This window comes from Gemmatimonas sp., assembly GCF_031426495.1.
Classification (GTDB): domain Bacteria; phylum Gemmatimonadota; class Gemmatimonadetes; order Gemmatimonadales; family Gemmatimonadaceae; genus Gemmatimonas.
In genome coordinates, this window is record NZ_JANPLK010000006.1 from 21,308 (window position 1) to 43,439 (window position 22,132).

Sequence of the window (22,132 nt, forward strand, 5' to 3'; positions counted from 1 at the left end):
ATCTCACAATCGCCGCCACCTCGTGGCCGTCCGCTGTTGCTGTTCTTCGCGCCCTTCGCGGCCCTCCGCGCCCTTCGCGTGAACCAGCGATCCCTCCCCACGCACCGACGCCGTCCGAAGCGCACCGCATCCCCCCGATCCACCACCCACCGCGATAGCTTCCCCCCATGGCTTCCGACTCCACTTTCCTCGGCGATCTCCCTCCCGACGACTTCCGTGCTGCGGCCCATGCCGCCGTGGACTGGATCGCTGATTACCTCGAACACGCCACGCAGCTGCCGGTGAAAAGCCGGGTGCAGCCGGGCGCCATTCGGGCCGCGTTACCCGCGTCGGCGCCGGCGCAAGGCGAACCGCTCGAGGCCATGCTGCGCGATTTCCGCGACACCATCATGCCCGGCATCACGCACTGGAATCATCCCGGGTTCTTCGCCTACTTCGCCAACAGCGCGTCATATCCCGGCATCCTGGGTGAACTGCTGGCGGCCGGCCTCAACGCCAACGGCATGTTGTGGGTGACCAGTCCCGCCGTGACCGAGCTGGAACAGGTGTCGCTCGATTGGCTGCGACAGCTGATGGGCATGGGCGATGGATGGTTCGGGCAGATCACCGACACGGCCAGCGTCAGCACCTTCTACGCCTTGGCCGCGGCGCGTGAGCAGGCCGGCCTCGACGTGCGCATGCAAGGCATGGCCGGACGCGCCGACATGCCGCGCCTGCGCGTGTACTGCAGCGAGCACGCCCACTCGTCGATCGACAAAGCGGTGATCGCCCTCGGACTCGGCCACGAGAACCTCGTGAAGATCCCCGCCGACGAAAGCTTCCGCATGCGCCCCGATGCGCTCGAGTCGGCGATTCAGGCCGACATCGCGGCGGGCTTCCGTCCAATCGCCGTGGTGCCGTGCGTGGGAACGACCAGCATGACCAGCGTGGATCCCGTGCGCGCTGTGGTGCGCATTGCGCGCGCACATGGCTGCTGGGTGCATGTCGATGCGGCGTACGGTGGTGTGACCGCGATCGTACCCGAGATGCGGCATCTCATGGACGGCACCGACGACGCCGACTCGTTCGTGGTGAATCCACACAAGTGGCTGTTCACCCCGATGGATTGCTCGGTGATGTACACGAAGCATCCGGAGGCCCTTAAGCGCGCCTTCGCGCTGCTGCCCGAGTACTTGATCACGAGCACGCAAGATGAGACGGTGAACCTGATGGACTACGGCATTCAACTGGGTCGCCGGTTCCGCTCACTGAAGCTGTGGATGGTGATGCGTGCGTACGGCGCCGAAGGCATCGCCGAGCGCATTCGCTTTCATTGTGACCTGGCGCGCGACTTTGCCGGCATGGTGCATTTCGAGAGCGGTGGATGGGAGATCACGGCGCCCGTCACGATGTCGCTGGTGTGTTTCCGCTACGCGCCGGCCGGTTTGAGCGAAGCCGACATCGCACGGGTGAACGCGGCGATCATGGAGCGCGTGAACGCCGATGGTCGAGCGTATCTGTCGCACACAAAACTGAACGGGAAGTACACGCTTCGACTGGCGATCGGCAACATCCGCACCGATCGCCGCCACGTGGAAACCGCGTGGGCCGATCTGCGCGCCGCGGCCGCGGCCGCGACCGCGAGTACGTAGCGGGAACACTGACAGGATCTCGGGGAAGCGCCTACCGCGCGTGTTTCGAGGGACGGATAGAAATAGGCATATCGCATAAGCCTTTTCTTCCTCCACCACGCCCATGACTCGTTTCTGCAAACTCTCCGCCGCCGCGCTGCTCCTGCTCGCGGCCTGCTCCTCCGCTGCTGAGAAGGCCGAGACCAGCGCCAGCACATCAGACGCGGCCGCCGCGGTCGGCGGGCAAGAGGCGGTCGATGACACCGTCTCGCAGCCGAATGTCGTGCGCGTGGCACTCGGCTCGAAGGACCACACGACGCTCGTCGCCGCACTCAAGGCCGCGGATCTCGTGAGTTCGCTGGCCAACGCCGGTCCGTTCACGGTGTTCGCGCCTACCAACGCCGCGTTCGACAAGCTCCCCGCCGGCACCGTGGAGTCGCTGCTCAAGCCGGAGAACAAGCTCTCACTCAAGACCGTGCTGCACCATCATGTCACCACCTCTGCGCTGGACGTGGCAGATCTCACCGATGGACAGTTGCTCGGCATGGTCGATGGCGTCAGCGAGACCATCACGAAAAAGGATGGTGCCACCTACATCGGTGGCGCCAAGGTGATTGCTTCTGTCCGCGCGTCGAACGGATGGGTGCACGTCATCGATGGCGTGCTTGTTCCTCCGTCGAAGTAGCCGCACACTCCATCATTCGCGCCTCGGCCAGTCCCGAGGCGCAACTACTTGCGTCGCCGCGCGGCTTTGCGTTCGCGGCGTACGCGCTGCCAGCGCACGAAGCCGAGGATGGCCGCAAACACCAGGACGGCACCGACGATTTCACCGGCGCGGTCGAGGTGGCCGAGGGTCTGCACCGCGGCCTCGCCAGCGGCATAGCCGACCAGCGTGAAGGCCGCGGTCCAGAGCGCCGATCCGATCAGCGAGAGCGGCAAATAGATGTACAGGGGCACGTTGGCCGCACCGCAGGCCATCGGCAGCACGATCCGCAGGCCGAAGGCAAAGCGGACCAACAGCGAGGCCTTGAGCTGGTTGCGTCGCACGACGCGCAGGGCGACGGTGCCGGTGGCGCGCACCCGCGGGAACCGACGGCGGATGAATTCCCATTTCCAGCGACCCACCACGTACAGCAGGGTGGTGGCCACCCAGCCGCCCAGCGTGATCGACAGGATCACCCGGGACATCTGCAGCTCGCCTTCGTGGGCGGCGATGCCGCCGAAGATGGGGGAGAGCTCTTCGGTCACGATGGCCGATGCGCCGAGGATCACATAGGTCCAGAAGCTGTCGGTCACCGACTCCAGCCACTTCGTGACGTCGAGCGCAGCCACCACGACGCCAAAACCCGACGCACTGGACAGCACAACGCTCGCCACCCGCAGCAGGAGCGCGGGGGCGAGCGTGGTCGCGACCAGGATCGAAGACATCGGCGGGAGCATACCCCGCCAATGTAATCAACTAGATCAGTCGCCCGCCTCGGCCATGGGCAATTCGAGCGTACGGAATTGACCCGTGTGCGGCGGCGTGAGTCCGACGCGGCGGGAGACCCACGTACGCATGTTGTCGAAGATCTCGTAGAACGTCGGGATCACGAGCAACGTGAGCACCGTGCTGGTGATCACACCGCCGATCACCGCGACGCCGAGCGGGGCGCGGAACTGCGCGCCTTCACCGCGGCCCAGGGCCACCGGGATCATACCGGCAATCAGGGCGAAGGTGGTCATCAGAATGGGACGCAAGCGAATCGCGCCTGCTTCGATGAGCGCTTCCCGCAGTGGCATGCCGTTCTTCTCGCGGGCCCACTTGGCGAAGTCCACCAGCAGAATCGCGTTCTTCGCCACGATACCACACAGCAAGATCACGCCGATGAGGCTCATGAGGTTGATCGTGTTGCCGGTGATCGCGAGCGCCCCCATGACACCGATCAGAGACAACGGCAGCGAGATCAGAATGGCGATCGGATCGAGGAACGAGCCGAACTGCACCACCAGAATGAGATACATCAGCGCCACCGCCACGCCGAGCGCGATGAAGATGCTGCCGAAGACTTCGTTCTGCTGCTCCACCTGACCACCACTCGACATCTTGACGCCGGCCGGCAATTGGATGGTGCTCGTTTTCTTTTCGAAGTCGCCCATGACTTCGGTGAGCGAGCGACCGGCGATGTTGCCTTGCACCTTGATCACGTTGTCGCGATCGAGGTGGTTCACGATGGCCGGACCGAGCTCACTCTTGATGCGCGCCACTTGCTGCAGCGGCACCAACTGTGAACCGGAACCCTGACCAAGCGCGATGGGCAACTGGGCCAAGTCGGCACCGCGGGCGCGCGCTTCCGGCGCGAGTCGCACCATGACCTTGCGCGTCTGGTTGGTGGGATCGACCCAGTCACCGGCGTCGAGACCGGCAAACGCCGGGCGGATCGCCTGCGCCACCTGTCCGACACTGAGACCCAGCGACGCGGCCAGCGCACGATCGACCTGCACCGTGAGTTCGGGCTTGAGGCCCTTCGTGCTGAGGCCCACGTCCACCGCGCCCGGCGTACTCTTAAGCGCGGCGAGATACTGATCGGCCACGGTTTGCAGGGCGGCCTTGTCGTTCCCGCGCAGCTCGAGCGAGATCTGCTTCTCCTGGCCGGCAAAGTCGCTGGTGAACACCGAAATACTGCTACCGCCCACTTTCTTCACGTCTTCACGCATCGAGGCGGCGAGTGATTCGGCGTCGCGCTGGCCGACCTTCAGTCGATCGCCCTTCTTGCTGAGCTTGAGATACACACTGGCCATGTCGACGGCGCCGCTCGCGCCGCCGGCGGTCACGAAGGTGTATGTCACCTCCGGATAGCGCGTGGTATCGCCCATGATGGCGAGCGTTTCGGTGACCTTTTGCCGCAGATAGTCGAGATTCGCACCCGGCGGCGTTTCCACCGTCATCTGGACTTCGGCGTTGTCTTCCAGCGGGAAGAAGCCGCCGCCGACGAGTCCAAGCGCCGGCATGGCGATCGCCGTCGCGAAGCTGGCCACCGCCAACAGCACCATCGACTTCGGGTGATCGAGCGCCCAGCCGATCAGCTTGCGGTAGTTGTTGGCGAGGCCATCAAACCACTTGTTGAACTTGTCGAGCTTCTTCGTGATCCACCACTTCTCATGCTCTTCCTCATGCGGATCGGGCCAGTAGGCCGACAGCATGGGATCGAGCGAGAAGGACACGAATAGCGACACGAGTACCGAACAGGCAATAGTCAGGGCGAACGGCTTGAACCACTGACCCGACTCACCCTGCAGGAACGCGATCGGGATGAACACCGCGATGATTGAGAACGTCGTGGCCGCCACCGCGAGGCCGATTTCATCGGTGCCTTCGCGTGCCGCCGTGTAATGGTCTTTCCCCATCTCCACGTGTCGTACGATGTTCTCACGGACCACGATGGCGTCGTCGATCAGGATACCGATGGCCAGCGAGAGACCGAGCAGCGACATGGTGTTGAGCGTGAAGCCGAAGGCCCACACTGCCACGAAACTGGCCAGCACCGACACCGGCAACGCGAGGCCGGTGATCACGGTGGAGCGCCACGAGTTGAGGAACAGGAACACCACGAGCACGGTGAGGACGGCGCCCTCGACGAGCGCATCGCGCACATTGGTGACCGAGTTCTCGACCCGCTCGCCCTTGTTCTTCACCACGTCGAACTGCGCGCCCTTGGGCAACGTTGGGCGCAGCTCTTGGACCTTCTTGAAAATCGCCTCGGCCACCGCCGTGGTGGAGTAGCCGTTGGTCTTCTTGATCTCGATGCCCACCGCATCGCGGCCATTGTAGAGCGCCAGCGTGCGCTGCTCCTCCACGCCGTCGACGGCCGTCGCCACGTCACCTAAACGCACCACGCGACCGGCCCGCTCCGATACCACCAACTGCATGAAGTCGTCGGGCGATTGCAGTCGACCCTGCAATCGGATCGTGCGCTCATCAAGGGAACTGGTGACGCGACCGACCGGGACCGCGAGGTTGCCGGTTTGCAGTGCGGCCACGACCTGCGGCACGCTCACGCCCGCCGACTGCAACCGCTGCGGATCGAGGTTCACCGTGAGCTCGCGCTTCACGCCACCCGACACCTGCACGTCGGCCACACCGGCGATCGAGCGCAGTTCGCGCGTGATGCCGGGATCGGCGATCTGCGTGAGTTGCGCCGGTGTGAGCGATGTCGAGTACAGCGACAGCGTCACGATTGGCGCATCGGTGGGATTGAACTTCTTGAGGATCGGCTCCTCCATTTCCTGCGGGAGATCCTGACGTTTGGTGCTGATGGCGTCGCGGATGTCCTGCGTGGCTTCGGAGAGATCCTTGGAGTACACGAACTGCGTCACAATCTGGGCGAAGCCGTCGCGCGCCTCCCCGTTGATCGACTTGACGCCGGAGATGCTCTGGATCGCTTCCTCGATCGGTTCGAGCACTTCGCGCTCGACCTGCTCCGGGGATGCGCCGGGATAGATGATCGTGGTCAGCACGATGGGCGGCTGCACTTCCGGAAACTCGTCCGTTTGCAACTGCGACAGGGCGACCAAGCCGAAGCCCACCAGCGTGAGCATGGCCACGACGGTGATCAGCGGCCGCTTGATCGCGAAATCAGAAATGAACATGGGGGCGTGGTTGGATGATTATCCGATGGTTCAATTCTTCTTCGCGGGCGTCGGGGCGGGCGCGGCGTTGGATGCGGCAGCCGGCGTTGCATCACGCGGAGCCGACACCACCACCGACGATCCGATCGAGATGCCGCGGGCAGCGCCCAGCAACACGGTGTCGCCACTCGCGATGCCCGAGGTCACTTCAAACGCCGCCGCCGCTTCGTCGCGCACGCCCAACTGCACCTCGACCTTCTCCACCTTGCCGCCCTTGAGTCGCATCAGCGTCGGCACGATACCGGTTTGATCGACGGCCGTTTCGGGCACCATCACGCCGACGCGCTTCTCCGAGGCGACGCGCCCTTCCACGAACAGGCCGGCCACGAGCACACCGGCCGAATTCGGCACCGATGCCAACAAACGCACCTGCTTCGTCTGCGGATCCACCATCGGGCTCACCCGCGTCACCTTGCCTTCCAGCACGCGATCGGAGCCGTTGACCGTGAACAGCACCGGCGCACCCACGCGCACGTCCGCCAGCGCCGTGGTCGGAACCGACGCTTCCACCCGCAGGCTGCGCGGATCGATCACGGTGAACATGGCCGAACCCGGCGACACGATATCGCCCGGGCTCACCGCGCGCTCCGACACCACGCCGGCGAACGGTGAACGGATGACCGTGTTGCGCAGCATCTTCTCCGCCGACGACAGCCGCGCTTTCGCATCGGCCAACTGGGCCTGCGCACCAAGGCTGGCGCGGTCGGCCCCTTCCACATCGCGCTCGGCGATGGCACCAGCCGCGGCCAGCGTCTTCGAACGCTGCAGTTCGCGCGCCGCCTGTTCGGCTGCCACGGTCGCTTGCGCGACCGAGGATCGGGCCGAAATCGCGGCATCACGTACCGAGGCATCGTCGATGCGGCCGAGCACAGTGCCGGCGCTCACGCGCTCACCTTGCTCGACGTTCGTGGCGAGCACGGCACCGCTCATCTCGGCGCGAATGCGCGCTTCGCGATCGGCGGTCAACGTGCCGGAGATCGCCGGACCGCTGCGCAGCGTATCCGTGCGTGCCACCGCGATGTTGTCCGGCCCGATGTTCTGGGACACCGGCGCCGCGTTGGCGGTCGAGGCTTCCTTGTCTTTACTGCACGCGGTTCCCACCAGCGCTGCCGCGAGGAGAGCGAGGGACGCGGTTCGGCGAGTCATGGTATTCATCGAGTGGGGCCGGTGGACGAGGTGGAACCCTGCGACAGGGGGAGATAAGGGAGCAATTCGAGACGCTTGCGCGCGACCTGCAGATTGCGCGCGGCTTGCGCGCGGTTGGCGAGTGCCTGCTGCAATTGATTGCGCGTTTCGGACAGTTCGAGCTGCGTGGAAATGCCTTCGCGGAAGCGCACTTCGGCAATGTCGTAGGCGCGTTGCGCCTGTTCGGCCGTGCCGACACTGGCTTGCCACGACGCTTCCGATTCGGTGAGCTGCGCGACCGCCTGACGGGCATCGAGCGATGCGCCTTCTTGCGCGAGACGCAACCGCTGGCGCGCTTCGATCACCGACGCTTCCGCCGCCTGCACTTCACCACGTACGCGTCCGCCGGTGAAGAACGGATACGAGAGACCGATGCCGACGGTCCAGTTGGGGAAGAAATCCCCAAGACTTTTCGGCAGCACACCGACGGGATACGCAAGGCGCTGGTAGTTCGTGGTGGCCGAGATCGACGGCAGGCGCTGCGCCTTGGTGGCCTTCAATTGCTGCTGCGCCACTTCGACGCCCTTGATCGCCTGCTTCACCGGAGCGCGCGTGCCGATGCCGGTATCACTGCCGGCCAGGACACGCGACACCGCCGCCTGCACCTGCGGATCGAGCGTGAGCACGTCGGCCACGTTCACATTCACCGAAGTGATCGGCACCTGATTGACGACCGGTGCCGCGACGGGAGACTCGGCAATGCTGTCGGTGAGCGCGAGTGGCTGATCGGGCGGCAGGTTGAGCAGCTGACGCAACCGCACGTAGGCGAGATCGCGGTTGGTGCGCGACTGCAACCAGCCGGGCCGCTGATTGTCACGCGTGACGCGCGCACGAATGAGTTCGAACTCCGAGGCCGAGCCCACGTTACGCGTGAGCTGCACCTGTCGCAGCGTGCGTTCCGACTGCACGAGCGACGATTCCGAGATCGCAACCAGGCGATCGGTGAGTAGCGCATCGTAGTAGGCCTGCGTGACATCGAGCTGCACCTGCGCTTGCGCGCTGGTGATCCCGATCTCGGCCGACTCGCGGGTGGCCTTTGCCGCGCGGATGTTCGCGGTGGCGCGGCCGCCAGTGAACAACGGCTGTGACGCCGAGAGTCCGACGTTGAAGTTGTACTGCGAGGCGAAGATGCGCGTGATCGGGTTGTCGGCGGCCGACGTGGTATCGCCGCCACCGGAACCGCCATTGGAGCCGCTGTTTGATCGGCTGGAGATCGCAGCGAACTGGTTCTGCAGCTGCTTCTGCCAGTTCATCGTGGTGGCGAGCTGTGGCAGCAGCGCCGAGCGCGCCTGTCCAAGCTGCCCTTGCGCGCGCAGTGAACCGGCGCGGGCGATGGCGATCTGTTCGCTCTCACCGGTGGCCAGCGTCAGCGCCTCGGCCAGCGACAGCGGGCGCGGTGTGCCACCGACCGCGGGCTGAGCCGCAGCGCCACGTGGCGTCAGCGCCATCGTCAGCGTAGCGGACGCGGCCATGATCCTGACCGCGGGGAGTCTGAGTATGCGGCGCCATGCGCGCGCACCAAGGGAATGCATCATTTGGGGACAGTGGTGGAAGTCGAGTCGCGTTCGACCGTACGTGCTGCACGGTGTGCTGGTTCCTGCAAGGCACCGACCCCGCGCAGAAAAATGCGCACATAGGCGCGCAGCGTTTCCGGCACCGGCTGGGTGAACATCGTGGGCATGATGTCGCGGTTCATGCCGTCGGCGAACACCGCGCCCATCAGCATGGTGGCGGCGGCCCGCACCTCGGCCGGCGTGACTTCGCCGGACTCGGTAATCCATCCATGTCGACGCAGCTTCACCACGTAGTCGTGCAGGTGGGCCATGGCCGCACTTGGACCGTGCGTGGCGCAATCAGCCACATCGGGCCGGTTCTCGGCGTCGCTCATCATCTGGCGCACGATGGGGCGCATGCTCACCAGGGCGCTGTGATGGGCGGAGACCCAGTCAAGCAGCTCTTGCTCAGGGTCGACCGGTTCCTGCGGAAAGGTGGCTTCCTGCTTGATGCGCGAGCACTCCTGCATCATCAGGTCGAGCAGGGCGTCTTTGGAGCCGAACTGCCGGAAGAGCGTGACTTCGTTCACGCCGGCTTCTTCGGCAATCCGGCGGGTGGTCGCTCCGCGCCAGCCGTGCTGGGCGTACACCCGGGCGGCGGCGTGAATGATGCGCTGTCGGTGGTCGTCAATCATGGAGCAACGGTAATGCAAGTACTCACTAACGCGCAAGCGGGTACTTGCTTGCATTTCGTCCCTTCCAGTTGGGACAAAAACCGGGTGGTCACTTTTGTAGGTGGTCGTTGGGGCTGTTGAACCGATCACACGGAGGAAAAGAGAGTAGGAGACCACTCGGGGCCGGTCCGGCGCGCACCCTCCTTTTCTCCTTGTCTCCTTTTCTCTGTGTGATCTGGCACTGCCGTGCGTCAGGACTCTTGTGAAGGTGCAGCTATGTGGTAACGTTTTTCAGTATGACCCCATGTTTGTCCATCAGACCCGCGTGACCGGATTCCGAGAACTGGCCCGCGCCGCCGCGGAGGCCGTAGCCGCGCGCCCGGATGTGCCGCTCGCGCTGGCGACGCTGGTGCAGGTCGACGGCAGTTCGTACCGTCAGCCCGGTGCCCGCCTGTTGGTGGATGCCGATGGGCGCGTACTGGCCGGCGCGATCAGTGGCGGCTGTCTCGAAGGCGACGTGGCCGCGAGAGCGGCTGAGGTGTGTGCGACCGGCCGCGGTGTTCGATTGATGTATGATCTGCGGGCCGATCTCGAGGCCATTTGGGGATTCGGCGCGGCGTGCGATGGCATCGCGCATCTGCTGCTGGAGCCGTTGCTCGATCCATCCTGGTTGGCTGATGTCGAGGCGATCCGCTCGCGTCGCGGCAGTGGCGCCGTGCTCACGGTGCTCGATGGCCACGGTGGCGGCAGCAGCTGTGCGGTGCTCGACGGCGACGCCGCGACGGGCACGTGGCGCCCCATCGGAAATCAGGTCCACTGGATCTCGGGGTCCGAGTTGATGGAGTGCACGCGGGCGGCGCAGCGCACCGGCCACCCGTTGTTGCACGACGTGCGGGACGATGCTGCGGTGCTGTTCATCGAGCCGTTGGTGGCACGGATTGCGCTGCATGTGATCGGTGCGGGTCGCGGCGCGGAGGCGTTCGTGCAGATCGCGCAAGCGCTGGATTGGGACGTGAGCGTCATCGATCATCGTCCTTCGGTTCTGGCCAATCTCGATCTACCGGCGGGCGTGACCACCCATGTGGCGCGTATCGACGACCCGTTCAACGACTCGGAGTCGTTGAACGGGGGCGCGTCTTTCAACGACTCCGAGTCGTTGAACGGAGTGGTGGCGTCGCTGCCGCAGGACGGGCGCACCGCTGTTGCGTTGCTGTCGCATATTTTCGACGTAGACAGTGCCTGGCTCGCCGCCCTGTTGCCGCTCCCGGTCGCCTACATCGGCGTGCTGGGCTCACGAAAGCGCGCCGGGCAGTTGCTGGACGCGGTGGACGCGGCGTTGCTGGAGCGTGGTACCGCCCTCACTGATCGCATGCGCCACCGGCTGCACGCCCCGATCGGCCTCGACCTCGGCGGCGAGAGCCCGGCATCGATCGCGCTGTCGGCCATCGCCGAGATCGAGGCGGTGATCCATGGTCGCCCCGCCGGTTTCTTGCGGGAGCGTCAGAGTCCGATTCATGCCCGCACGCCGACCCCCCGGGTGTTCGATCACGAGAGTCCGATCGTGCCCACCGAGTGCGATGTGGGGCTCGACGATCACCGCGATCGCGAGTGACCCGATGACCGTCGCCGGTGTGCTGCTGGCGGCAGGAGGCTCCCGTCGCCTCGGATCCCCGAAGCAGTTGCTCAAGGTGAACGGCGTGACGCTCGTGGAGCGTGCGGCCCGCCACCTGGTGGAGGCGGGCTGTGCACCGGTGCTCGTCATCATCGGCGCAGACGCCGCCGATGTACGCGATGCTGTTTCGATGCTGGCGGTACAGTGCGTCGAAAATGCGGACTGGGAGCGGGGCATGGGCACGTCGATCGCACGTGCCGTGACCCAGCTGAACGATGTACGTTTTACCGGAATTCGGGCGGCGCTGATCGCCACCTGCGACATGCCGACGGTCACTGCCGATCATCTCCGGTCGCTGATCGAGACCTCGAACCACGGCGCCGAGCGCGTCGCGTCGGCGTATGCCGGCCCTGATGGGGGTGCGGTCGTGGGCATCCCCGCGGTGCTGCCGCGCGCGGATTGGCCGACGCTCGCGGAACTCGACGGCGACCAGGGCGCTCGCGGATTACTTCGTGACAGTCGGACCCTTACGGTTTCTCTTCGGCACGGTAATTTCGATCTCGACACCCCGGACGACGTCGCCGCCTGGCGCGCCACCGACGGTGCCTCCCCGTAGGCTTATCTCCCACCGCTAGCACCACCGCCCATGTCTCTCGTTCAATCCGCCCTGGCCGATCTCGATCACGAGATGGCGCAGACCCGCAAGATGCTGGAGCGCGTTCCCGAGGCACACCTCGACTTCACGCCGCATCCGAAGTCGTGGCCGTTGCAGAAGCTCGCCAATCACCTCACCGATTTCGGCCTGTGGGGAGCCGTGACGATCACCACGTCGGAGCTCGACTTCGCACAGCCGATGCCGCGTGTGGAAGCGCCGACCACCGCTGCCGGCTTTGTGGCGCAGTTTGACGCTCGCCTCGCCGACTTCAAGGCGGCGTTGTCCACCGTGACTGACGAGCAGCTTGGCGAGACGTGGACACTGCGCATGGGCGCGCATGTCATCATGGCCGAGCCGAAGCTGTCCGTGCTCCGCACGACGGTGATCAGCCACATGATCCACCATCGCGCGCAGCTCACGATCTACTATCGCCTGCTCGGCGTGCCCGTTCCTGGGTTGTACGGTCCGTCGGCCGACGAGCAGTAGCACGCGGTTCACACGACGATGGTGGTGGCCCGGATTCCCCGAGTGCTTACCGGGCCACCGCCAGCGCCGTGATGATGCGCACGAGCGCGTCGACATCACGCAGGTCGAGTACTTCGCCAGGCGTGTGCGAATACCGTCCGGGCCACGACAGCCCGACATTCGGCGCCCCATAGGGCGCAATCGCCGAGCCATCCGTCGCACCATGTGTGGTGCCCTGCTGCACGGGAATGCCCTGCGCACGCGCCGCCGAGAGAACGCGCTGACGCTCGGCCGGCGGTGAGATCGCGCCGTCGTCGAGACCGCGCAGCACGAAGCCCTGCCCCAGCGGCGCGTAGGCAAACGCCTTGCCCTCGAGCGGCGTATCCGAGCTCACGAACGTGTCTACACTGTAGATCCGCTGCAGTGAACGGCCATGATTCGCGCCAAACGCGCCGGCGCCATTCAGTCCGCCCTCTTCACGCACCGACCACACGAACAACACCTTGTGCGTGAGGGTGTTCGGATCGATGCGCTGCACCGCATGCAATAGCGCCGTGCTGCCCGTGCGGTCGTCGCTGCCACGTCCGGTGAGACGCGTACCGCCCAGGCGTGACGCACGCTTGTAGCCGGTCACCGCGTTCCCCACGCGCACGCCCTGTGCGACGAGCGTAGCGGAGTCGACGCCAAACCAGGCGGTGCTCACGGCGGGCGCTTTCACCCGTGCGGAGTCGCGCGGTACGAACACCCCGCGCAACGACGGTTGGGCATCGCTATTGCCCACGCGATCGAAATGCAGCGCTGCCGGCTGCCCTTCCCACGCACTCGGTACCACGCCGCCGCGACGCGCCAACCGCACCATGCCGTCGCGCGAGATGCTCTCCACTTCGAAGCTCACTTCGTCCATGTGCGCGATGAACGCGATCGAGTCACGATCGGGGCCGGCCGACACGATGAGATTGCCCGCGCTGTCCACCACCGCGCGCGACTTCGCCCAGGCCGGCAGCAGCGCCGTGATCGCCTCGCGCACGCGCCACTCGTGTCCGGGCACGCCAGGCAGGTCGGCGATCGTCATGAACGTCTTTTCGATTGCACCATAAGCATCGCGGCGCGGCAGGCGCGCATTCTCGGTGGCTTTTGCGGTATCGAGGGCTGGAGCCAACAGCGCAGGGGCATTCGCGAAGCCGCCAGCGCGCGCCGCCTCCTGCAGCAACGCGCGCACATCGGCCGCCGCCACCGATTCCACCAGCGTCCCTGCGAAACGCACCGCTGGCGTGAGGACGCGAACACTGTCGAGTCCTGTGGACGCGATCACGCGTGACACGGCACGCTTGGTCTGCCCAAGACGCGCCACCGGAAGCATGACCGCACTGCCTGCCGCCTTACCTTCATCGAGCAACGTCAGGGCATCGAGCGTGCCCACGCGCGCGAGGACGGCCGCGAGTCCGACCCAGCCGAAGCTGCGCTGCGATGACAGCACGTAGATCGTTTCACCCGGCTGCGATGACGCGGCGGCCGCTGCTCCAGCACTGGCCACGGCGGCGCAACTGGCACGGGCGCCGGCGGCCGGCCCAGAGGCATAGCCGGCGTACGTCCACACCGGTCGCGACGCGACAACCGGATCGAGCAACGCAATGCCAAGGGCTTCAGCCTGCGCCTTCGAGCTCGCGCCCACGTCGACCCAGAGCTGATCGACGCCGACGACCGTCGTGTCGCCACGATGCTGACGCGCGAAGTGCCCGTTGGCGATCGCCACCACGCCCGTGACGTCGCCGCGGGCCGAGAGAATGCGCAGCTGGTGCGCCTCGTGGAACTGATCCCACAGCGGATGCGCCGCGACGCCGGTGCGATGCAGTCGGATGTATCCCTGCTCGGTGATGCCGCTGACCACGAAGGCCGGCACGTCCATCGCGCACGCGATCATGCGACGCGGTGATCCGCTGCCCACCCGTTTCATGAGATTGCCCATGTTGTCGCGCGTCCAGCCGGGGAGCACGCCGCGCAACGCGTCGAGCGCGTGGGCCTCGCCACTAGGCGGCGCCGCCAGCGCGACCCATCGGGCCACCGCTTCGACGGTCGCGACATCGGCGGGTGTGACCGCGGTAGCGGGCGACTGCGCGACAAGTGGAGTGGTCACGGCGCACCAAGCGGCCGTGAGGAGCGCCACATGAAGCGAACGACGCGCCGAACGAGGCGCAGAACGAGGCACGAGATGGGGCACAGCAGGACTCGGCGTAAGCGGTGAAGCGCCTAATGGGCGGGTACCGCCGCTCGGTGGCAAGGGCAGCGCATGAAAAAGCCGGGTCGCTGTCGCAGCGCCCCGGCTTGATCACCTACAGTGTGATGAACTCGCGCGTTCCGGACTTCAGTTGACCGGCGGTACCGGGGCCGTGTCGGGCACGTCCCCACCGCGACGCATGCGCGGCATCGGACCTTGTGGGCCCTGTGGGCCGCCTTGCGGATGTCCCGGCATCATGCCCGGCCCCATGCCAGGCATCATGCCCGGGCCCATCTGACCGCGACCCTGCCGCATACCGCGCTGCCGCATGCCACCCTGGGGCAAGCCACCCTGACGCATTCCGCGCTGACGCTTGGCGCCGACGCGACTGCGCAGCTGCTGGCGCATGTTGTCGACCTTGGTCTTTTGCGTCGTAGTGAGCACCGCACGTACATCCTGCTGCGACTTGATACGGGCCAGCAGCTGATCATTGCGCAGGCGGCTGAGCTTGTCGAGCGCCGCTCGGGCACCCGTCAGATTGCCATCACCCTGCGTGGCATCGAGGAGATCGGCCTGCGCGCGCATCATGTCGGTGGCGTTCGACTTGGGCGCCGGAGCGGCCGCCAGGGCCTCGAGTCGTTTGACCTGATCATCGGTGAGCTCGAGCTGCGTGCGGGCGCGGAGCAACATCGCGGCCGGGTGTCCACCGCCAGGGCCACCACGTCCGTTGCGGGCACCGGGACCACCAACGCGACCAGCCGGTCCAGACTGTGCATTCGCGGGACCAGCCGCGCCGGGTGCTGGAGTAGCAGCCGCACGCGGCCGCGGCGGACGCTGTGCGGGAGGCGTCTGCGCATCGAGTAGCGACGGACCGAACGCGCTGAGCGTGAGGGCGAGCGCCAATGAACGGGAATGAGAGCTTCGCATGGGATCTATCTCCAGTGTGGGCCGCGTTCGCCGAGACTGGCGCCCGCTTCACCCCATTAGACGAGGCTGCGAAATGGATGTTAAGGCGCTGAAGCACCGCACCGCGTACCAAAAACAAAATCCAACGGGATGACCGACTATTGCGTCACGGGGTAGACGCTTTGTGCGCGAAGGTGCACTCTCGTGAGCCGCATGGTGTCCTACTTGTTGGCGTGACCGGCACGCCAGCCCCGCCCCCGCCCCCGCCCCGATCACTCCGTGGGAAACTGGCTCGAATCCGTCACCACCCTGCTCTTCAAGTATCCTCCGCGCGTTTTCGCACGGGGCGATCTGGTGTTGGCACCGGTCGTACCGGTCATGCTCGTGACCGCGGCGGCGGCGATCGTGTTGCTGATCATCATCGTAGCGTACGCGCGCGTGCGCTCGCTGCGTCCGACCGATCGCGCGATCCTGGCCACGCTGCGCGCGACGGCCGTGCTGTTGGTGATCGGCTGTCTGTTGCGGCCGGGTCTCGTGATCGCATCGGCGGTACCGCAGCGCAACGTGCTCGCCGTCCTCATGGATGATTCGCGCAGCATGCGCATTCGCGATGTGGGCGACAGCACGCGCACGGCGGCGCTGCAGCACACCTTCGCCGACACGGGCGCGTTGTCGAAGCAGCTGGCCGAGAAGTTCGCGATCCGTCGCTTTCGTTTTGCGGCGGATGCCTCGCCGATTGCCGGCGCCGCATCGCTCAAGTCGAACGGTACGCGCTCCGATCTCGCGCAAGCGCTGAACGATGTGCGTGAAGATTTGAACGGCATGCCGCTGGCCGGCGTCGTGATCGTGTCCGATGGCGCCGACAACGGCAGCGGCGCGCTCGACGATGCGCTGCTGGCGTTGCGCGCGCGGCGCGTGCCGGTGTTCACCGTGGGCGTGGGCACCGAGCGGTTCGAGCGCGATGTCGCGATCGAACGCGTCCAGGCGCCGCGTCGTACGCTGGCCGGCGCATCGAGTGTGGTCGAAGCCGATGTGCGCATTCGTGGCGCCGGACGAGATCCGGTGCCGATCATCGTCGAAGCCGACGGTCGCGTGGTCGCCACCGAAGCCGCGCGCGTGGGCGAGAAGGGTGACCTCACTACGGTGCGCTTCCGCATTCCGCCACTCGATCCGGGAGTGCACCGCATTGCGGTTCGCGCCAAAGCGCTGCCCACCGAGATCGTCACGGAGAACAACGAGTGGCAGACGAGCATCGAAGTGCGCGCCGGCCCCGATCGCATTTTGTATCTGGAAGGAGAACCACGCCCCGAGTTCGCCTTCCTGCGCCGCGCGGTGGCCAACGACAGCGCGGTGCAGGTCGTGGGGCTCATGCGCAGTGCCGAACGCAAGTTCCTGCGTCTCGGCGTGCGCGACAGTCTCGACTTGTTGGGCGGATTTCCCACCAGTCGCGAAGAGCTGTTCGGCTATCGCGCCATCATTCTAGGCAGCATCGAAGCATCGTTCTTCACCACCGAGCAACTGCGCATGCTGGCCGACTTCGTGAGCCTGCGCGGTGGTGGTCTCATGGTGTTGGGCGGACGCGCGTCGCTGTCGGAAGGCGGTTACGCGGGCACGCCGCTGGCCGACGTGTTGCCGATAACGATTTCTGCCGGCAGCGTCAATGTGGACGGTCCGGCCACGCCGGTCATGGTGCGCCCGACGCGCGCCGGGGAAGTGCACGCCGCGCTGCAGTTGCGCTCCACCCTCGTGTCGTCGCGCTCGCGTTGGGATTCGCTGCCCGCGCTCACGACGGTGAATCGGCTGGGTGCGTTGCGCGCGGGTGCCGCCATGTTGTTGGCCGGCACCGCCGAAGGTGGTCGCAGCGATGTGCCCATTTTGGCCTGGCAACGCTACGGTCGAGGCATGAGCGCCGTGTTCGGTGTGCAGGACAGCTGGCTCTGGAAGATGGACAGCAGCATTCCGGTGGAAGACGTCACGCATAAAACGCTGTGGCGTCAGCTGGTGCGCTGGATGGTGGAAGACGCCCCCGCCCCATTCGAGATCATGGCCTCGCCGTCGCGCGTGGCACCGGGTGAACCGGTGTCGTTGCGTGCCCGCGTGAGCACGCCGTTCTTCACCGATGTGAACGATGCCACGGTTACTGTCACCGTCACGTCACCCAACGGCAACGCGCAGAACGTGCCGCTGGAGTGGACGCTGCGCGAAGACGGCACCTATACCGCCCGCTTCACGCCCACCGACACCGGTCGCTATGTGCTCGATGCCGTCGCCACCCGCGGCCGCGATTCGGTGCAGACGGCGACGAGCTCCTTGCTGGTCGACGAGCGCGGCGCCGACGTGGCGCAGGCGGAATTGCGCGCGTCGCTGTTGCGCCGCATCGCCGAAGAGACCGGCGGTCGCTACTACCCGCTGGCTGATGCCGGCAAGCTGGCCGAAGACGCCGTCTTCACCGAAGCCGGCGTCACGGTGCGCGAAGCGAAGGACCTGTGGGACATGCCTGCGGTATTCCTCCTCGTGGCGCTGCTGCTCGGCGCGGAGTGGGGATACCGGAGATGGAGAGGATTGGCATGAAGAATGGCATGATGCATCGTGTTCACACGCTCATGGTTCGCGGGGCGCTCGCGCTGGCGGTGTCACTGGCGACCGCGCTGCCGCTGAGTGCACAGCGCACGCACGTGCTGCTGGTCATCGGGCTCTCAGGTGAACCGCAGTTCAAGCGCTCGTTCGAAGCGTCGGCGCAGGCGGCGCGCGATGCCGCGAAGAATCGCTGGGGCGTGAGTGATTCCAGTCTCATGGTGCTCACCGAAGACTCCGTGCGCACCGCGCTGTCGTCGGGGCGCTCCACGCGCGAGAACATCGCGCAGGCCTTCCTGCGCTTGTCGTCACGCGTGCAGCCTGGCGACGTGCTGTTCGTGATGCTCATGGGCCACGGCAGCGGTGAAGGCACGCAATCGAAGGTGAACCTGCCTGGTCCTGACGCCACGGCCGCTGAGTATGCGTCGTGGCTGGCCGGCTTCAGCAAACAACAGGTGGTGTTCGTGAATGCCGCCACCGGCAGCGGAGATTTCGTGCCGGTACTGAAGGCACCGAATCGCGTGGTCGTAACGGCCACCAAGACGTCGAACGAGCGCAACGAGTCGGTGTTTCTGCAGTACTTCGCCGGCGCGCTGGGACTCGATGCCGCCGATGCCGACAAGGACGGACGCCTGTCGGTGTTCGAGGTGTTCCGCTTCGCCCGCACCGAAGTGGGCAAGGTGTACACCAGCTCGAACCGCATGCAGACCGAGCATGCATTGGTGAGCGATTCGTTGTTGGCGTCACGTGTGGCCTTCGGCAAGACCGCGGCGTCGGCTGATCCACGCATTGCGGCGCTGATCGTCGAGCGCCAGGCGCTCGAGTCGGAAGTCGCGTCACTGCGCACGAAGAAGGGCTCGATGAGCGCCGAGGCGTACGACGCGGAACTGGAACGACTGTTGCTGGCGTTGGCCGAGAAGACCAAGGCGATCCGTGCGGCGGGAGGTGGCAAGTGAAGCGGTCGGTGTGGGTGCTGGCGGCCGTTTCCCTGCTCGCGCCGATGGTGGCGTGTGGGCAGGATCGCGCCGCCGCGCAGCCGTCGGCACGCGTGGCGCCGCTGCCACCGCGGGTGCCGGGCCCCGATCGCTGGGCTACCGAAATCGCGGCCGCCGAAGCCTCGGCACGTCGCGGCGATCGCCGTGATGCCACGCAGCGCGCGGGTCGCATTACCGCGGCGTACGAGCAAGGCGGCGCGCGCAACAGCGACGAATATCTCTCGGCCGGTCGCGCCTACGTGCTGCTCGGTGTCGGCAATGCGCAGGCGGTGCGTTCGGCCTTGGCGGCATTCGATCGCGCCACGGCGGCCGACTCCACCAACTTCGACGCGCAGTTGCGTGCGGGTGAGCTGTTCCTCGAGAAGTACAACGCGCCCGATGCGCGACTGTCGTTTGAGGGGATCCTGCGACGCTCGCCTACCGACGCCAAGGCGCTGCTGGCGATGGCGCGGGTGGAGGAGTTCGAGGGGAAGGGCAACTCGATGTCCACGGCGCGCCTGAGCATCGCAAGTGATCCGCGTTATGCCGAGGCGCTGGCCTTCGTGGCGAAGATGCATCGCGACGCGGAGGCGTACGATTCGGCGCGGGTGTACGCGCAGCGCGCCATCGATGCCGACTCGACGTCGAGCGCGGGGTGGTCTGTGCTGGGCTCGATGGCGTTCCTGAACGGCGACAGCGCCACGTTCCGGAAGGCCCTGGCGGCCGTAACCGCGTTGCAGCCGGCGCCGGCGCCGTTCTATACGGAGCTGGCCGAGGCATCGGTGCGCCAACGTCGGTACACCGACGCGGTAGCGCTGGCAAAACGCGCCACGGGCTACGACTCGCTGTACGTGCTGGCGTATGGCGTGTTGGGCACGAACCAGTTGCGGATAGGACAGATGGACGCCGGACGTGCTGCCCTGGAGAGGGCGTTCGCACTTGATCCGTTTAACCTGTGGCACAAGAACACGCTCGACCTGCTTGATAAGATGAAGACGTTCCGCACGATCGATCGCGGACGCTTTCGTGTCGTCGCGCCGCCGGAAGAAGCGGACCTACTGGCGTTGTACATCGTGCCGTTGCTTGAGCAGGCTTACGACTCACTCGCGGTGCGCTACGGATACAAGCCGCCCACACCGATCCGGCTCGAGTTCTATCGATATCACGCCGACTTCTCGGTGCGCACGGTGGGATTGGCCGGACTTGGCGCGCTGGGCGTGAGCTTCGGCAGCCTGTTGGCCATGGACACCCCGAACGGACGTGCGAAGGGTGAGTTCAACTGGGGCAGCACAGCGTGGCACGAACTCACGCACGCGTTCACCTTGGGCGCGTCGGATCATCGCGTACCACGCTGGCTGTCGGAAGGACTCTCGGTGCTGGAAGAGCGGCGCGTGGGCCGTGGCTGGGGCGCCGATGCCACGGTGTCGTACGTGATCGCCATGGCCAACGGCAAGTTGCGCCCGATCAGCCAGCTCAGTGACGGCTTCCTGCGTCCGCGCTTCCCCGAGGAGACCCAGTTCAGCTACTACGAGGCATCGTTGTTCTGCGAGATGGTGGAAGCCTCGCGCGGCGCGGCGGCGTTGCCGGCCATGCTGAAGGCTTATCGCGACGGCATGGATACGCCCGGCGTGTTTCAGAAAGTGCTGGGCAAGACGCCGCTGCAGGTTGACGCGGAGTTCGAGGCATACGCGCAGCGCAAGTTCGCGCTGACGATCGCGGCCGTGCGTGGGGCAACACCCAACGACAGCAGCGGTGGGAAGTTTGTGGCCACGATGCGCGAAGCGGTGTCGAAGATGGGGAGCGACCGCACTGCCGCACGGGCGCTGTTCGAGCAGGCGCGCGCCATGTTTCCGGAGTACGGCGGCGATGACGGTCCGTCGTGGTATCTGGCGGACATGGCCCGGGCGGCGAACGACACGGCGCGCGCGCTGACGCTCGTGGAGCAGGTCACCAGCCGCAACGAGACGGCCTGGGAGGCGAACATGATGGAGGCCGATCTGCGCGAAGCACGCGGCGACAAAGCCGGGGCCATTCGCGCCCTCGACCGGCTGAACTGGATCTGGCCATACGATCCCACGGTGCACGTGCGCATGGCTACGCTGAGTGCTGCACAGGGTGATCGCGCGCGGGCCGTGCTGGAGCGTCGGGCCATTATCGCCATGGGGCCCACCGATCTGCTCGACGCGCGCTACGAGCTGGCGCGGGCGCTGCGCGACGCCGGGGATATCGCGGGTGCCCGGCGCGAGTTGTTGCAGGTGCTCGAAGAGGCCCCGTCGTTCGAGAAGGCACAGGCCCTGTTGCTGGAGCTCCGCGGCAAATGATATCACGCACCCGCGTCCTGTTGTTCACGGCACTGCTGTTGTCGTCGTTCGCTCCATGTGAGCGGGCGCAGGCGCAGCGGCGCGGCCAGCAACCGGCGTTTCTCCCGAACGTGCCGTACGACGGCCGACTCACCTTCGTGCGGGTGAAGTACCAGATGCCGGAGTTCGGCGGCGGCGGCGGATTCCGCGGCGGCCGCGACATTCCGTGGAGCCACGACTATCCGCGCGGCGAGCGGCACTTCACCAAGATCGTGAGTGAGCTGTCGAGCACGCGGGTGCGCATTGATGCTAGCAACATCCTCACGCTTGACGATCCGCTGCTGGGCAAATACCCGATTGCGTACATGGCGGAGGCGGGATTCTGGCGTCCGAGTGACGCCGAAGCGTTGGGACTGCGCAATTACTTGGCCAAGGGTGGCTTCATCATCTTCGATGATTTCGCCGGCGAGCATTGGATGAATTTCGAAATGCAGATGAAGAAGGTACTGCCGAACCTGCGGCCCATCGAGCTGGATCTGTCGCATCCGATCTTCGACTCGTTTTATCGCATCAAGAGTCTGGAGTACGACCATCCGGTGTATCGAGGAGCAAAGTCGGTGTTCTACGGTGTGTTCGAGGACAACGATCCGAAGAAGCGCATGCTGGCGATCGTGAACTACAACAATGACCTGTCCGAGTACTGGGAATTCTCCGACACGGGGATGTTCCCGCTCGACATGTCGAACGAAGCGTACAAGCTCGGCGTGAACTACATCATCTACGCGTTGACCCGTTAGCCCC

16 protein-coding genes are annotated in these 22,132 nt (G+C 65.9%); 9 read left to right on the plus strand and 7 right to left on the minus strand.

Annotated elements, in window-relative coordinates; genetic code table 11:
- Positions 1 to 167: 167 nt before the first annotated feature.
- A complete protein-coding gene (locus RMP10_RS02365; RefSeq protein WP_310568874.1) occupies positions 168 to 1,631 on the plus strand; it encodes a pyridoxal-dependent decarboxylase in 1,464 nt (487 codons plus the stop codon).
- 103 nt (positions 1,632 to 1,734) lie between these two features.
- Positions 1,735 to 2,295, plus strand: a complete 561-nt coding sequence (locus RMP10_RS02370) for a fasciclin domain-containing protein (protein WP_310568875.1) — start codon at positions 1,735 to 1,737, stop codon at positions 2,293 to 2,295.
- A 44-nt stretch (positions 2,296 to 2,339) separates the two neighbouring features.
- On the opposite strand, the gene RMP10_RS02375 is transcribed toward RMP10_RS02370, so the two are convergent.
- Genes RMP10_RS02375 through RMP10_RS02395 form a run of 5 tightly spaced genes read right to left on the minus strand, consistent with a single transcriptional unit; the run spans position 2,340 to position 9,651 of the window.
- Positions 2,340 to 3,050: a VTT domain-containing protein gene (locus RMP10_RS02375; RefSeq protein ID WP_310568876.1), complete on the minus strand. Its 711-nt coding sequence runs from the start codon at positions 3,048 to 3,050 to the stop codon at positions 2,340 to 2,342.
- A 24-nt stretch (positions 3,051 to 3,074) separates the two neighbouring features.
- Positions 3,075 to 6,239 carry an efflux RND transporter permease subunit gene (locus RMP10_RS02380; protein ID WP_309673500.1) on the minus strand — a complete coding sequence of 1,055 codons (3,165 nt, stop codon included), beginning with the start codon at positions 6,237 to 6,239 and terminating at the stop codon, positions 3,075 to 3,077.
- Between the two features lie 30 nt (positions 6,240 to 6,269).
- A complete protein-coding gene (locus RMP10_RS02385; RefSeq protein WP_310568877.1) occupies positions 6,270 to 7,424 on the minus strand; it encodes an efflux RND transporter periplasmic adaptor subunit in 1,155 nt (384 codons plus the stop codon).
- A 5-nt stretch (positions 7,425 to 7,429) separates the two neighbouring features.
- The gene (locus RMP10_RS02390; protein ID WP_310568878.1) at positions 7,430 to 8,935 is read right to left on the minus strand and encodes a TolC family protein; all 1,506 of its coding nucleotides are present in this window, start codon (positions 8,933 to 8,935) and stop codon (positions 7,430 to 7,432) included.
- Between the two features lie 59 nt (positions 8,936 to 8,994).
- Entirely contained in the window at positions 8,995 to 9,651 is a 657-nt protein-coding gene (locus tag RMP10_RS02395; RefSeq protein WP_310568879.1) for a helix-turn-helix domain-containing protein, read from the minus strand.
- A gap of 283 nt (positions 9,652 to 9,934) precedes the next feature.
- Here RMP10_RS02395 and RMP10_RS02400 point away from each other — a divergent pair, with 283 nt between their 5' ends.
- From RMP10_RS02400 to RMP10_RS02410, 3 genes are read left to right on the plus strand one after another with little or no spacing between them, the layout of a single operon-like run.
- A complete protein-coding gene (locus RMP10_RS02400; RefSeq protein ID WP_310568880.1) occupies positions 9,935 to 11,242 on the plus strand; it encodes an XdhC family protein in 1,308 nt (435 codons plus the stop codon).
- 4 nt (positions 11,243 to 11,246) lie between these two features.
- Complete coding sequence (locus tag RMP10_RS02405; protein WP_310568881.1) at positions 11,247 to 11,858, plus strand: nucleotidyltransferase family protein; 612 nt, start codon at positions 11,247 to 11,249, stop codon at positions 11,856 to 11,858.
- A 30-nt stretch (positions 11,859 to 11,888) separates the two neighbouring features.
- Complete coding sequence (locus tag RMP10_RS02410; protein WP_310568882.1) at positions 11,889 to 12,383, plus strand: DinB family protein; 495 nt, start codon at positions 11,889 to 11,891, stop codon at positions 12,381 to 12,383.
- 46 nt (positions 12,384 to 12,429) lie between these two features.
- Here the strand turns inward: RMP10_RS02410 and RMP10_RS02415 are convergent, their stop codons facing one another.
- Together RMP10_RS02415 and RMP10_RS02420 are read right to left on the minus strand one after the other, a co-directional pair.
- Positions 12,430 to 14,496: a M20/M25/M40 family metallo-hydrolase gene (locus tag RMP10_RS02415; RefSeq protein ID WP_310568883.1), complete on the minus strand. Its 2,067-nt coding sequence runs from the start codon at positions 14,494 to 14,496 to the stop codon at positions 12,430 to 12,432.
- 228 nt (positions 14,497 to 14,724) lie between these two features.
- Positions 14,725 to 15,504 carry a Spy/CpxP family protein refolding chaperone gene (locus RMP10_RS02420; RefSeq protein WP_310568884.1) on the minus strand — a complete coding sequence of 260 codons (780 nt, stop codon included), beginning with the start codon at positions 15,502 to 15,504 and terminating at the stop codon, positions 14,725 to 14,727.
- A gap of 258 nt (positions 15,505 to 15,762) precedes the next feature.
- On the opposite strand from RMP10_RS02420, the gene RMP10_RS02425 reads away from it, so the two are divergent.
- Genes RMP10_RS02425 through RMP10_RS02440 form a run of 4 tightly spaced genes read left to right on the plus strand, consistent with a single transcriptional unit; the run spans position 15,763 to position 22,128 of the window.
- Positions 15,763 to 18,054 (plus strand): hypothetical protein, encoded by a 2,292-nt coding sequence (locus RMP10_RS02425; protein ID WP_310568885.1) that lies wholly within the window; start codon positions 15,763 to 15,765, stop codon positions 18,052 to 18,054.
- Between the two features lie 8 nt (positions 18,055 to 18,062).
- Entirely contained in the window at positions 18,063 to 19,013 is a 951-nt protein-coding gene (locus RMP10_RS02430; RefSeq protein WP_310568886.1) for a hypothetical protein, read from the plus strand.
- Positions 19,010 to 21,352, plus strand: a complete 2,343-nt coding sequence (locus tag RMP10_RS02435) for a tetratricopeptide repeat protein (RefSeq protein WP_310568887.1) — start codon at positions 19,010 to 19,012, stop codon at positions 21,350 to 21,352. Before RMP10_RS02430 ends, RMP10_RS02435 begins: the two co-directional genes overlap by 4 nt.
- On the plus strand, positions 21,349 to 22,128 hold the full coding sequence (locus tag RMP10_RS02440; protein ID WP_309673517.1) for a DUF4159 domain-containing protein: 780 nt from the start codon (positions 21,349 to 21,351) through the stop codon (positions 22,126 to 22,128). Before RMP10_RS02435 ends, RMP10_RS02440 begins: the two co-directional genes overlap by 4 nt.
- Positions 22,129 to 22,132 lie beyond the last annotated feature (4 nt).

What these genes read in the sequence shown, in the direction of transcription:
- RMP10_RS02365 (WP_310568874.1), top strand. Translation starts at nt 168, where the DNA reads ATGGCTTCCGACTCCACTTTCCTCGGCGATCTCCCTCCCGACGACTTC.
- RMP10_RS02370 (WP_310568875.1), top strand. Translation starts at nt 1,735, where the DNA reads ATGACTCGTTTCTGCAAACTCTCCGCCGCCGCGCTGCTCCTGCTCGCG.
- RMP10_RS02375 (WP_310568876.1), bottom strand. Translation starts at nt 3,050, where the DNA reads ATGCTCCCGCCGATGTCTTCGATCCTGGTCGCGACCACGCTCGCCCCC.
- RMP10_RS02380 (WP_309673500.1), bottom strand. Translation starts at nt 6,239, where the DNA reads ATGTTCATTTCTGATTTCGCGATCAAGCGGCCGCTGATCACCGTCGTG.
- RMP10_RS02385 (WP_310568877.1), bottom strand. Translation starts at nt 7,424, where the DNA reads ATGACTCGCCGAACCGCGTCCCTCGCTCTCCTCGCGGCAGCGCTGGTG.
- RMP10_RS02390 (WP_310568878.1), bottom strand. Translation starts at nt 8,935, where the DNA reads ATGGCCGCGTCCGCTACGCTGACGATGGCGCTGACGCCACGTGGCGCT.
- RMP10_RS02395 (WP_310568879.1), bottom strand. Translation starts at nt 9,651, where the DNA reads ATGATTGACGACCACCGACAGCGCATCATTCACGCCGCCGCCCGGGTG.
- RMP10_RS02400 (WP_310568880.1), top strand. Translation starts at nt 9,935, where the DNA reads ATGTTTGTCCATCAGACCCGCGTGACCGGATTCCGAGAACTGGCCCGC.
- RMP10_RS02405 (WP_310568881.1), top strand. Translation starts at nt 11,247, where the DNA reads ATGACCGTCGCCGGTGTGCTGCTGGCGGCAGGAGGCTCCCGTCGCCTC.
- RMP10_RS02410 (WP_310568882.1), top strand. Translation starts at nt 11,889, where the DNA reads ATGTCTCTCGTTCAATCCGCCCTGGCCGATCTCGATCACGAGATGGCG.
- RMP10_RS02420 (WP_310568884.1), bottom strand. Translation starts at nt 15,504, where the DNA reads ATGCGAAGCTCTCATTCCCGTTCATTGGCGCTCGCCCTCACGCTCAGC.
- RMP10_RS02430 (WP_310568886.1), top strand. Translation starts at nt 18,063, where the DNA reads ATGATGCATCGTGTTCACACGCTCATGGTTCGCGGGGCGCTCGCGCTG.
- RMP10_RS02440 (WP_309673517.1), top strand. Translation starts at nt 21,349, where the DNA reads ATGATATCACGCACCCGCGTCCTGTTGTTCACGGCACTGCTGTTGTCG.